Here is a 12,929-nt window from a genome sequence, read left to right as displayed (position 1 = left end):
ACTTTCTTTATTCTGCTGGAGGTTCTTCTCCAAACCATTTAACAAAGATTTTCTTATAAGTACCATCTTTTTTCATATCTTCTAATGCACTATTAATCGCTTTTACGAATTTAGGATTTCCTTTTTTAACAGCTACCGCTGCTTTGTCAGCTTTAATTGCTTCACCAACAGCCTTAATCTTATAGCCATTTTCTTCAACGATAGGTTTTAATGCAAAGACATTATTAATAGTTGCATCAATGCGGCCAGCATCCAAATCTTTTAATGTTGTAATTACATCATCATAAGTATTAATTTTGAAATTGCCGACTTTTGGCATTAAATCATTACGTAAATATGTTTCATCATTAGTACCAAGACCAACACCAATTGTTTTACCTTTAAAATCATTTACAGATTTTATATCACCATTACTTTCTTTCACGATTGCTTTTACTTCGTTTGTAATATAAGGATCTGAGAAATCAATTGCTTTTTTTCTTTCGTCTGTAATAGTTACTTGGCTTACTAATGCATCAAATTTACCTTTTTGTAAACCTGGGATTAATCCAGAAAAATCTTGTGCCACAAATTTTACTTTAACATCAAGGCGTTTTGCTAGTTCTTTTGCAATATCAACATCAAAACCTGTGTATTCTTTGTTTTTCCCCATATAATTGTATGGTGCATATGTTCCCATAATCCCAATAGTCATTTCACCATTCTTTTGAATCTTTGAAAGCTCATCATTGCTTGTTTCTTTTTTTGTCCCAGTACTACCACAAGCACTTAGTACAAGAACTGATGTAGCAACAACTGCAAAAAGCCATTTTATTTTCTTCACTTTTTTTCCTCCTGCTTAGACACCGAAAATACCAAAAAATTCAAAATGTACGGTTTTTTCGATTATTTCTTTTAATGAATAATCAGTGAATGGGTGATTTTCACTTCGTTCGCTAAATAACCACCGAGATAACACACCTTCTAATAAACTCATGATAAAAACAGCTTGCAATTTAGAATCTACTGAGTGATTTAGCATATCCAATTGTTTTGCTCGTTCAATATTATTTGCAAAAGCTATTTCCATTTCGGATTTAATCTCATCGACCTTTTGTTGTAGTAACGGCTGGGTATGAACTCCTTTTAACAATATGTGTATTAAATAGGGGTTTTCCTCAGCAAATTGAAATATTTGCTCAAATAAATAACTTGTTGAAACGGCTGATTCTTGAACGGAAGCTTTTGAATTTCTATAACCAATAGCAATAGCTTTTAAAATTCTTTTTCTACCATCTTCAATTACCTTTTCAGCAATAGCTTCTTTACTTTTAAAATACCAATAAAAAGTACCTTGAGAAACATTCGCTTTAGCTACAATATCCGAAATTTTAGTATTTTCATACCCAACAGTTGCAAATAACTCAAGTGCAATTTTGATCAATTGCTGTTCTCTTTCATGTCTACGAATATCTGCTTGTGTCATTTCTTCACCTCGACTGACTCATTAGTCAATTAAATCCTATAGAATTACTACAAATTAGTCAATAGTTTTGACTTATTTTTTTGAATAACATGTGGAGTTTTTAATTCTACCAATTATTCATTTAATTAAAATACCGCAGCTACACAAATTAAAAAAAGAAATGGAACAAAATGTCCATTTCTTCTTTATAAATCCAACTATAAAATAATTAATACTTTTCAAATACAATTCCTCGTCCGGTAAAACTAGACAGAAATCTTTTTTCGGACACATTACTATTTGTTTTACCCCACCGAGAAGGATCACGAAATGCAATCATCTGTATTCCGTTTTCTTGATATCTGCCACATGCTACTATGAGATGTCCGCCTTTTCGGCCGTCTTCAGGTAATTGACCAGTAACCGATACAATCACTGGTCCTTTTTTTGATAGTAACTCTTCTAAGGCTTCCCCATCTTTTATAGCCAAAGGAACAGCTTTCAAACCGTATTTTGTAGCAATATTGGCTAATCCTTGATGTATCCAGCCTTTTTCGCAATAAGCATTTAAACGAATTCCTTCTACTAATAATTCATAGGATGATGCTACTGGTATTTGAAAATGTCCCATAATCATTCGAAGACAAGCTAATCCACAAATGCTTTCTCCCCAATAATCAGCGTCTTTTTCATCCACTAAGACATTTTGTGGCCATTCCCCATCTTCAAAATGCTGACCGTAACGAGGCATATTAAGGCAATAGTTCAATTCTATCGACTCCTTCATTAATAATACTCATAAAAAACAAAGAGAATATGATAAAAGGAAGCACATTTGCTTCCTTTTTGTTTTACTCACATAATAGCGGACAATATCCACATGCACCTAATCCCGGAATATCTTTTGATAAACAGCATGATTTTCGAATCGGCTGATTTACAAGAGATGCTGGTGCTTTTCCCTTCGTATATTCATAGAAAAGAGACTTATCACTAAATCGTTTCCAAACTTCTGCAGATTCTAGCACTTCTAAATCATCCATTGCTTGATCTGCAATGCGAGGATCGTCGAGCAATTTTGCATACACATTCACTATATGTACAAAAAAATTATCCCAAATGACTCGTGGTGAAATTGATACCGTATTGCGTAAATCTTGTACGATTTGATAACACTGTTTATACAAAATTGTAGCAATTACATTTTGGCGTTCCGAATCATCTACATATCTCCAATCATTAGGATTAGCAAACATACAAATTGTATATAGGCCATTCTCTTTCGTAGCATCAAATTGTAAATCACGTTCATCGCCATCCCAGATTAAATCGTATGCTGTTAACATATAAAATTGCATGGCAATAAACTGACCATATCGTTTTGAAAAATGAGATATGGCAGCTGTTTTCGATTTTGCACTTGTTATTCCTAACATCAAATCTGCAAATTCTGTTTCTTGAAAGAATTCTTTGTGAACTCGCTCCAATGTAAAAAGTGTACGTTTTGGAACGGTTGTATAAACATTGTATGAATCAAGCATTAATACTTGATCCGTTGTTAGTGCTGGCATAATATCACCTATTATTTCATTATATTCTTCTCTATCATAGTACAAATTTCTCTTTTTAGCTTCAAAATTGAATTTTTAATTTGACAACAATACAGAATAATTTAACGACATTTTTTAACGTACTACTCAATCTTTTAAATATGTAATTTTCGGACTATTAAATATTCTTTTTAATTGCTATTATTAATAGATAATATTGGAAAAGAGGGATTAGTTTGATTTTACATACTGAAATTTTTGGGAATGGCGAACCTATTGTATTTCTTCATACAGGTTTACAAACAGGTTTGACTGATTTTGAGTATCAAAGAGAATACTTTCAAAAAAACTTCAAGGTTATTCTTCCTGATTTAAGAGGACATGGTAATTCTAAAGCAGAAGATTTCTCAAATTTTTTCGAGGATTCCGCTAGTGATTTAGCAGAAACGCTAGATTATTTAAACATAGAAAAAGCATATATTGTAGGTTGTTCACTTGGTGGATTAGTAGGTTTATTTTTTGCAAAGAAATTTCCAAAACGACTTTTAAGTTTATCATTATCGGGTGTTTCCTATGAAAAACCAGACAATTGGTTAGAATTGCACAAAGAAGATGTGAAATTCCAATCACAATTATTACAAGATAAAGAAACTGTACACTTCTTCAATCAATTACATAAATCAGATTGGAAACAATTATTGAATCTTTCAAAAGACGAAAATTGGTATCCATTTGAAGTAACAAAAGATTTGAATGGAATTAGCGCACCTATATTATTTGTCGTAGGTGAAGGTAATCATGCTGAAACAAAAGGTACCATTCACTATCCTAAAAATAGTAAGAATGTCCATGTTTCAATTATTCCTTTTGCAGGACATCAAGTCCACGCTGAGCAACCAGAAATTTATACAAAGATATTAGAATTATTTTTACAAAACATCCAAAAAGATTAGTATAAAAAAAGCATTGCAACGCTGCAATGCTTTTTATACGCTATTATCGATTATCCACTTTTTCAGGATATAAATCATGATTCAACAAACGATGTTCTGCCATTTTTTCATATTTTGTGCCTGGGCGTCCATAATTACACCACGGATCAATAGAAAGACCGCCTCTCGGTGTAAATTTACCCCAAACCTCTATATAGCGTGGATCTAAAAGCTTAATGAGATCTTTCATGATGATATTGACACAATCCTCATGAAAATCCCCGTGATTTCTGAAGCTAAATAGATATAATTTTAAAGACTTACTTTCAACTAATTTTTTGTCCGGTATAAACGAAATATAAATCGTCGCAAAATCTGGTTGACCTGTCATTGGACATAAGCTTGTAAACTCTGGACAATTAAATTTCACAAAGAAGTCATTTTGAGTATGTAAATTATCCACTGCTTCAAGTACTTCTGGTGCATATTCATATAAATATTTTGTATTTTGGTTACCTAGTAAACTTAAATCCTTTAACCCTTGTTCATTTGTTCTTCCTGACATCTTTTTGCCTCCTATAATAGAGGAAATCACAACTTATACACCTGCAACTATTAGGTAGGATACTTTGGCTCTTTTGTACATTAAGCCATAAGTTCAATACAAATAAAAAAGCCATATCCGCAAAAGTGGACATGGCAATATTCGCATGTTCCATAGTTTTTTAGAGAGGGTTTGCGCTATGAACCTCTTATAAAATTTATATTTATCATACTTATTATGAAAGTGTAAGTCAAGAATTCGAATAATCTTTTATCATACAATTTATAACTATTTTACTTATTCGAAAACTTTTCTATACGAACCTTCAATTTTTCTTTCCATTCGTCTGCTAACTCTGGCACATTTATAATCCTTGTCATAGCATCAATGTCTTTAGTTCGATGAAAATAAGTATCCATACAATAGAGAACAGAGACTTCATTTGGATGTTTGTTTACTAACGAAACCTTTGAATCACTTCGTACAATACCTTCTTCTAATACTCTGCACAAATAGCCAACGTATCCAGTATCTACTAGTCTCTTTAAGATTAGGGGATTATCCATTCTTTTCGAAATCGTGCTACATGGAACTCTCCCTTGTGTAACTTGAATGACCGCTTCTCCAACTTGAAAAATATCCCCGATACAAACATTTTCCTCCAACATATTCGTAACGGTTAGATTTTCCCCAAAAGCCGCTGCGTCCAAAGGTTTTCCGAATTCCTTTTCCCATTTAGCATAATGTTCAAAAGGGTAAATACAGACAGCTCTATCATAGCCCCCATGATGTTTTAAATCTGCTACACCATCCCCACGAAATCCATCTTTCGTTAGATATGCTTCTTCAACTGACTGCTTACAAATGCCCGTATTTACGATCTGATCTTTACTGAAATGCATATTCTTAGGTAAACCTATTGAGAAATTCACAAGTTCTATATCCGCTCTAGTATCCAATGATGCCATACCTACCTTCTTTATATTCATATTATTATTTTACCACTAGTTTAAATATTCACTATCTTTAATTTTAACGATTTCTCACTTTGAAAATTAAAATAGATAATGAACAAAAAAGGATTGCTGCTATTACTATGAATGACAAATGAGCAGGTTGTGATATAACATGATTATTCCATTCATAAATTACACCGTATAAAGACATATACTCCTCTTTAGCTTGAGGTACTCCATTAAAAACTGTATTTAAAGAGTCGTGCATAAATAATTCTCTCAACATAACTGTTGGATGACTTAAGGGAAAATAGATCATAAACTTTTGTACATATTCAGGAAGGGCTCCCATAGGTACGTAAACTCCACATAAAAAACCAATGACAGTTCCGATAATTGTACTTAATGTTGAAAATGCCGTTAATGATTTTACTAATAGAGCACATAGTAAATTAAAGGTACTTGCTAAAATGACTGCAAATAGTAATACACCTATAATTTTGACGGAGGTATTCAAATCTAGCCATTCTGCACCAGTAGAAACAAGAAAGATTTCACAACCAACAAAAGCAATTATTGTAAATACACTACCAATAATGAACGAGTTAATAACATAGCTTATAAGTAATTGCCCTCTAGAAATGGGCATTGTTAAAAAGTCTTCTGCTCTCTTCGTTTCTAAATCTTGAACATAAATTCCAAAAGCCGCCAAGGTTGTTGTGATAGCCAAAATTGATAGTAAACCTGCTACCATCCATTCATTTACCATTGCTTCTAAAGCATTCGTTCTCTCTATCATTTGAGCAATTGAGTCAATCTGTGTTTCTCGCAAAAACAAAGCATATAACAATATGACAATCATTACGGATAATAATGAGAAAAATACAGTAGTTCGTTCTCTTCTAAATACTTTTGAATGTCTGCTTACTAAACTCATGATTGTTGTCATTTAATATATCCCCTTCCTCATTAATCCTAATGAAAACATCATCCATAGATCCTTTTATCACTTCAAATGATTGAACGACTGGTTCTAATTTTTCTAATATCGGAATGGCATCTCTCGTTTTCTTTAATGGTATTGTATAAGTATCTTTTTGAAACTTATATTTATAAGAAGATAAATAGTTTCCACCTTCAACATTTCCTTTAAATACAACAAGTAGCTGATCATATGCATAGTTTTCTTTTAAATAATTAGGCGTTCCTTGAGCTACAATTTCCCCTTTTTTGATAATTACAATTTCATCTGCAACTGCTGCTTCTTCCATATAATGAGTTGTCAAAAATACAGTCATATTCGTTTCTTGTTGAAGAGTTTTGATAGCTTGCCAAACAAATTGTCTAGTTTGAGGGTCAAGACCAGTTGTTGGTTCATCCAAAAATAGAATAGATGGACGATGGATTAATGCACGTGCTATATCTGCTCTTCGTCTTTGACCACCAGAAAGCTTACCGTATTTTTTCTTTAATATGTCATCCAAGTGTAAATGTGATTCAATAAACTTAAAATTCCCCCTTAACTCTTCTTTTTTTAATCCGTAGGCAATACCTCTCTCTATGCCATATATTTTCATAGACACTTAACCGTTCATCTAGAAGATTATCTTGAAAGACAACCCCAATTTCTTTTCGAATAGCGTCATTTTCATTTGTACCAATTGTATAACCAGCAATCTTCACATCACCTGATGTTTTTTCCGTTAAAGTGCAGAGAATATCTATAGTCGTGGATTTTCCCGCTCCATTTGTACCTAAAAACGCAAATAGAGAACCTTGTTTTACATTAAAAGTGATTCCTTTGATTGCTTCAACATTTTGATAGTTCTTCTTTAAGTTCCGAACTTCTATAACATTTTCCATTTTACATCTCCTGTCTTTTTTCTAGTAATTCATTTATTTCACGTATTTCTCGTTTAGCTTTTGTATAAAAAAAGAACCAAATTATAATATATATCAAAACAACGAATATAAATGTATTTAACATCGAACTAATATTGCCGAACTCAAACCATTTGCCGTAGTATCCTGCAACTCCACTAGATATAATAACGAAAATAAAATGCATGGCTATTCTACTAAAATAAGAGAATCTTTCAATATAGAATATTAGTGTTGAAATTCCGACCACTACTCCAAAAATAGCAGCAACAATAAATTGAAGTAAAAGTTGTTGTCCAGAGATAGATGTATCTTGATTCACTAAACCGATTGTAACCATGAAATATGAAATACTAAGACTAAAAACAAGCCCTACTAATGCAGATTCAAAATATTTACTCACGTTTTATACCTCCTTCCCAATCCCTAACTTTTTCTTTAATTCTTTGAAATATTTTCGGCTAACATGTACTGAAGTACCGTTATCTAATATCAACAAAGTTGTACCTACTAAATCCATTTGAAAAGATCGGATATGGTCTATATTGACTAATGTAGATTTATTAACTCTTGAAAATTGTTTTTGGAATATTTCTTCAATTTCATATAGTTTTTTCTTTGATTGATATTCCTCTTCGTCTGTTTGTAGAAACACCTTACCTTTTTCAACATAAATGGTGTAGATTTCAGAAGCCTTTAGCATACAAATTTCTTGATTTATATAACCATCTATCATATTTTGTGAAGGTGTTTTAAGTTGATTGATTATTTTTTGTACTTCATCATCCAATTTGTTTGCATGGATATGAACCTCAACCTCTTGATATTGCTCATCAAAATTGAGCTGAATCTTCATTCGTCATTCCCCTTTCTTGTTTTAATATAGCATACAAAATTTGTAGATTTTAGTTTATTTAAGCAAGTAGTAAAAAGCTCATATTAAGTGGTCAATTTAAATGAATAAGTGGAATAACTGTAAATAATTTAATAAGTGAATATAAAGATAAAAAAACTGATTGGGAAACCCAATCAGCCTACTTTTTTATTATGATTTCTAGATACGAGAACTCAACACTTTCTTCCCGAACATTCACTAAAAATTGATATACCTGGCATTATTAAAAACAGAAGACACAAAAAATGCAATAAGCAATGCTTATCACATAAATATTTATTACTATTAAAGATTATGTTCCATTTGTTCTTTTAATTTAACTGACAGATATTTACGTGCATCAGCGGTTGTAATGTTCAATTCAGTTTGATGATTATCATATTTTAATATAACCTGGCTTCCATCTAGGTTTTCTATAATTGATTCTATTTTGTATTCTTTGTCTAAAAGCTCATCTAATTGTGCAATTTCAGCTGCCACTTGCACAAATTCTGACATCTTTCTTCCCCCTTTTTATTAAGCTCTGTCTATCGTAGGTTTTTGTGATGCATCAGAAACAGACGCTGCTTCATCATTCAAATTAATCGACCAGCTATTTCCAACCGTGATACCAAGATATTTGGAATCATCAGGATCTACTATTTCTTGTTGTGGGTACCTCTTAAACCACCAATATTTCGCAAGTACGTAATATAAAACTGCTCCTACTATAAATCCAATCAGCGATGAATATGTTGGAAATATATTTGCAATAATTCCGCCAAGAATCCAAGATATGAATCCGGCCAGATTAAAACCACCTAAATATCTAAATTGACCATTTGCCTCGTATAGTTCTTGTACATGAATACGGCGTTTACGAAGAAGATAATAATCAGCAAATAATATACCAACGATTGATGTTAAGATGCCACCAATTATAAGAAGAATTGAGTTCAACATTTCAAATAAACTCCATGGTTGCGATAAAGTTCCTATAACCCCAGCTATCACTACACCAACCCAAAATGGTATACGAGGTCCCCCAATATTGGAGAAGATTGTTGCTGCAGGAATTACATTAGCTGAAGTGTTTGTTGACCACTGTGCTAATACAATCATTAATAATAATATAGCTAATATAAAACCACTTGCTGATTGTTGTAATGCATTAATCGGATCTGCAGAGCCAACAGCCATATAACAAACGGCACCGATCACAATCATAAAAGTATTGACAATTGGCATAATGATGAGCGACCCAACAAGTTGTGTATGATTACGTTTAAACCAATTACGTTCATTGACAGGCGCCTTAAAAAAGCGTGATAATGTGGGCATATCTGCAGCTAAAGTGGCCCAGAATCCCATATTTGCCATAACTACAATCATAAACGCTGTAAATGCTGCCATACCTGTAGTTGGTGATTCAACCCAAGACCAAACACTTTTGCCTGAAACTTCTGCTTTATCAGCTAGAGTAATGTACATCCAAAGTGATATTAAAATAATAATTGGCGCCGCTAAATCAGCGAAACGTTCAATCGATTTAATACCAAGTGATGTATTAAAAAGTTGTACAGTTGCAAATAAAAGAAAACAAATGAACCAATTATCAAAGCCAAATAGAATATTTAGAATTCCATTTATAGCAAGTGATCCGAAGTAAGTATTGATACCAAACCAACATGACGCTGTAAAACCACGAGCTAATGATGGAAGATGTGTCCCTATCGTCCCAAATGGTGCACGCATGTAAACCGGAAAAGAGAGACCATGTTCAATACCGATATCACCGATGACCACCATGAAAATTCCAATGAGAACCGAGCCAACTAACGTTGCTACAATCAGCATCGGCATCGATAAATGAACAATGCCTGCTGCACCTATTGCGAAAGCGGCAAGTACAATCGCCATCCCAATCCATATAACCGAAAATCCAAATGCACTAATCTTTCGCTCTTCATGAGTAATAGGCAACAAATCTGGAGACTTTAAATAATCATTATTCTTGCTCATTTTTAGATAACCTCCATACTCAAATAGTCCATTGGCTTAGAAATTGGTACTCTTGCATGTTTAATCTATTTGTTTTTGGCAAATGCATGATGCAAAGCTTGACGCTCATTCCATGTCATGGAAGGTAATGTTTGTGGTAATTCTTTCATAGTTATTGCTCCATCAACAGGACAGACAATCGAACATAAATTACATCCTACGCAATCTTCTTCACGTACTTTTAGCATCGGTTTACCTGTATCATGATCAGTATAACGCTCAATACATTGGTGCGAAGTGTCTTCACATGCTATATGACACTTGTTACAATTAATACATACCTCATTGTTGATATCCGCAACAATTTTATAATTGAGATCTAGGTTGCCCCAATCAGAGTATTTAGGTACTGTACGACCAACTAAATCCATAACGGATTTAAGACCCTTTTCATCTAAATAATTGTTTAGACCATCAATCATGTCTTCTACAATACTAAATCCATGATGCATGGCTGCTGTACATACTTGAACACCTGTAGCGCCCATAAGTAAAAATTCAGCTGCATCTTGCCATGATGAGATTCCACCTATTCCAGAAATCGGAACGTTTATATGTTTATTTCTTGCGCACTCACCAACCATGTTTAGTGCAATTGGTTTTACAGCTGGACCGCAATAACCGCCATGGGCGCCTTTACCAGCTACATGTGGGATTGTATTCCATGTGTTTAAATCGACACCTGCTAAACTATTAATCGTATTAATCATACTGATAGCATCTGCACAACCTTGTACTGCAGCCTCTGCTGTAACCGTGATGTCTGTAATATTCGGAGTCAATTTAACAATTACCGGTTTTGTTGCAACCTCTTTTGCCCATGCTGTTTGTTTTTCAACAAGAGCAGGTACTTGACCTGATGCAGATCCCATCCCACGTTCAGCCATTCCATGTGGACAGCCGAAATTTAGTTCGAAACCATCTACACCTACATCTTCTACGCGTTTTACAATTTCATGCCACTTTTCCTGCTTTGGTTCCACCATTAGTGATGCAATAATAGCGTGATTTGGAAATTTCTTTTTAGTTTCATAGATTTCTTTTAAATTGACTTCTAATGGTCGGTCAGTGATTAGTTCTATATTGTTAAAACCAGCTACTTGTTGACCATTAAAACTTACCGCTGCAAAACGTGATGATACGTTTAAAATAGGATCACCTAATGTCTTCCAAACAGCACCTCCCCACCCTGCCTCAAATGCACGTTGTACCTGATAACCAGAGTTTGTCGGTGGTGCAGATGCAAGCCAAAATGGGTTTGGTGATTCAATACCCGCTAAGTTAATTCGTAAATCTGCCATAATAGTCCCCCCTCAAGGAATTACGCGATTTCGGATATATTATTAAATTGTTGATGAATGATATTTGCACAATCTTTTCCTTGTTGTGCAGCTGATACAACAGTGGCATCTCCATAACCATTCCCATAAATAACATCCCCGCAAGCAAAGATTTTTGGGTTGGATGTTTGCAAAGTTATTGGATCAACTTCAACAATTCCACTATTATGCTTTAGTCCAAACTGTTCGATTAAAGCCTGATGGCGTGTTTGTCCGATTGCGCGAATAACAGCATCTACCTGCATAATATAATTTGAATCTTTCACTTCATGGAGTTTTGCTTTTCCATCTACTTCTTCGCCTAATTCCATTTTCACGCATTCTAATCCAATGACATTCCCTTCTTCATCACCAATAATTCGTTTTGGTAACGATAACCAACGGAATTCTACACCTTCTTGTTTTGCAAAGTCATATTCAAAAGGATAGGCAGTCATTTCATTTATTGTACGGCGATAAATTATTTGTACTTGTGCCGCACCCAAACGAACAGAGCATGTAGCTGCATCGATTGCTGTATTACCTGCACCAATAACGGCTACACTTTTACCTATTAAATCATTTGTAATTGTACGCTTAGTACTTTTTACAAAATCAATAGCATCGTACACACCATTTAAGGTTTCTCCTTCAATTCCAAGCATAGGTACAGTATTCATACCAACAGCAAGTAAAATACGATCGTAGTTATTGATGAGTTCTTCAACGGAGATATTATCTCCAACTCGATGATTGGTTTTAATATCTACACCTAGCTTTTTTACTTGTTCTACTTCCCATTGTACGATGTGTTGAGGAAGTCGGAATGAAACAATACCATACTGATTTAATCCTCCTGCCTTCTCTTCTGCTTCATACATAGTGACAGCATAACCAAATCGTCGTAATTCACGGGCTGCAGATAATCCTGCAGGTCCACTACCAATAATCGCTATTTTCTTACCGTTATTAGGTGCTGATTCAAATAATTCTATGTCATTTACCATTGCCCAATCAGTTGCATGACGTTGTAAATCACCAATTTTTATAGGCTTTTCAGCATGATTGAGCACACATGCCCCTTCACAAAGTTCTTCTGTTGGACAAACGCGGGCACAACTAGCACCAACTGGATTGGCATCTAAAATGACTTTAGCGGATCCTTTTAAATTTCCTGATGCAATTTTCTTTATAAAACTTGGTACATTGATACTTGTTGGACACGCTTGAATACACGGTGCATCATAGCAAAATAAACATCGGTTTGCTTCTTCAAGAGCAGCGTATGGTGTTAGACCACTATATGCTTCATCAAAATTCCTTTCTAATGAACTCAACTCTTTCATAGCCTTCCCCCCGTTATTTTGT

14 protein-coding genes and 1 pseudogene are annotated in these 12,929 nt (G+C 33.9%); 1 reads left to right on the top strand and 14 read right to left on the bottom strand.

From position 1 onward, the window contains the following. Positions 1–7: 7 nt before the first annotated feature. From CW357_RS12725 to CW357_RS12710, 4 genes are all read right to left on the bottom strand, one after another. Complete coding sequence (locus tag CW357_RS12725) at positions 8–823, bottom strand: substrate-binding periplasmic protein (protein ID WP_119415693.1); 816 nt, start codon at positions 821–823, stop codon at positions 8–10. Positions 824–838: 15 nt separating this feature from the next. Then, the gene (locus CW357_RS12720) at positions 839–1,465 is read right to left on the bottom strand and encodes a TetR/AcrR family transcriptional regulator (protein WP_119415694.1); all 627 of its coding nucleotides are present in this window, start codon (positions 1,463–1,465) and stop codon (positions 839–841) included. A 208-nt stretch (positions 1,466–1,673) separates the two neighbouring features. Then, entirely contained in the window at positions 1,674–2,213 is a 540-nt protein-coding gene (locus CW357_RS12715) for a C39 family peptidase (protein ID WP_164489603.1), read from the bottom strand. A gap of 82 nt (positions 2,214–2,295) precedes the next feature. Then, on the bottom strand, positions 2,296–3,015 hold the full coding sequence (locus CW357_RS12710; RefSeq protein ID WP_119416709.1) for a Fe-S oxidoreductase: 720 nt from the start codon (positions 3,013–3,015) through the stop codon (positions 2,296–2,298). A gap of 215 nt (positions 3,016–3,230) precedes the next feature. On the opposite strand from CW357_RS12710, the gene CW357_RS12705 reads away from it, so the two are divergent. Continuing rightward, the gene (locus CW357_RS12705) at positions 3,231–3,947 is read left to right on the top strand and encodes an alpha/beta fold hydrolase (RefSeq protein WP_124218240.1); all 717 of its coding nucleotides are present in this window, start codon (positions 3,231–3,233) and stop codon (positions 3,945–3,947) included. A 43-nt stretch (positions 3,948–3,990) separates the two neighbouring features. Here the strand turns inward: CW357_RS12705 and queF are convergent, their stop codons facing one another. The 10 genes and pseudogenes from queF to CW357_RS12655 all read right to left on the bottom strand — a co-directional run bounded on the left by queF (position 3,991) and on the right by CW357_RS12655 (position 12,907). Further along, on the bottom strand, positions 3,991–4,491 hold the full coding sequence (gene queF / locus CW357_RS12700) for a preQ(1) synthase (RefSeq protein WP_119416684.1): 501 nt from the start codon (positions 4,489–4,491) through the stop codon (positions 3,991–3,993). A 272-nt stretch (positions 4,492–4,763) separates the two neighbouring features. Then, complete coding sequence (locus CW357_RS12695; protein WP_124218259.1) at positions 4,764–5,438, bottom strand: MOSC domain-containing protein; 675 nt, start codon at positions 5,436–5,438, stop codon at positions 4,764–4,766. 64 nt (positions 5,439–5,502) lie between these two features. Then, complete coding sequence (locus tag CW357_RS12690; RefSeq protein WP_119416686.1) at positions 5,503–6,375, bottom strand: ABC transporter permease; 873 nt, start codon at positions 6,373–6,375, stop codon at positions 5,503–5,505. Next, a pseudogene (locus tag CW357_RS18615) lies at positions 6,329–7,289 on the bottom strand (ATP-binding cassette domain-containing protein). Before CW357_RS18615 ends, CW357_RS12690 begins: the two are co-directional and overlap by 47 nt. Before the next feature lies 1 nt (position 7,290). Next, complete coding sequence (locus tag CW357_RS12680) at positions 7,291–7,710, bottom strand: DUF3021 domain-containing protein (RefSeq protein WP_119416688.1); 420 nt, start codon at positions 7,708–7,710, stop codon at positions 7,291–7,293. A 3-nt stretch (positions 7,711–7,713) separates the two neighbouring features. After that, a complete protein-coding gene (locus CW357_RS12675; protein ID WP_119416689.1) occupies positions 7,714–8,163 on the bottom strand; it encodes a LytTR family DNA-binding domain-containing protein in 450 nt (149 codons plus the stop codon). Between the two features lie 324 nt (positions 8,164–8,487). Beyond that, complete coding sequence (locus CW357_RS12670) at positions 8,488–8,700, bottom strand: hypothetical protein (RefSeq protein ID WP_119416690.1); 213 nt, start codon at positions 8,698–8,700, stop codon at positions 8,488–8,490. 18 nt (positions 8,701–8,718) lie between these two features. After that, complete coding sequence (locus CW357_RS12665) at positions 8,719–10,203, bottom strand: NCS1 family transporter (RefSeq protein WP_119416691.1); 1,485 nt, start codon at positions 10,201–10,203, stop codon at positions 8,719–8,721. A gap of 65 nt (positions 10,204–10,268) precedes the next feature. After that, entirely contained in the window at positions 10,269–11,543 is a 1,275-nt protein-coding gene (gene preA, locus CW357_RS12660; protein ID WP_119416692.1) for an NAD-dependent dihydropyrimidine dehydrogenase subunit PreA, read from the bottom strand. Between the two features lie 20 nt (positions 11,544–11,563). Further along, positions 11,564–12,907 carry an NAD(P)-dependent oxidoreductase gene (locus CW357_RS12655; RefSeq protein WP_119416710.1) on the bottom strand — a complete coding sequence of 448 codons (1,344 nt, stop codon included), beginning with the start codon at positions 12,905–12,907 and terminating at the stop codon, positions 11,564–11,566. Positions 12,908–12,929: the final 22 nt, after the last annotated feature.

This window comes from Rummeliibacillus sp. TYF005 (assembly GCF_003844195.1).
GTDB lineage: Bacteria > Bacillota > Bacilli > Bacillales_A > Planococcaceae > Rummeliibacillus.
Note: the sequence above shows the minus strand (reverse complement) of the source record. Positions and strands in the feature narration are given on the sequence as shown.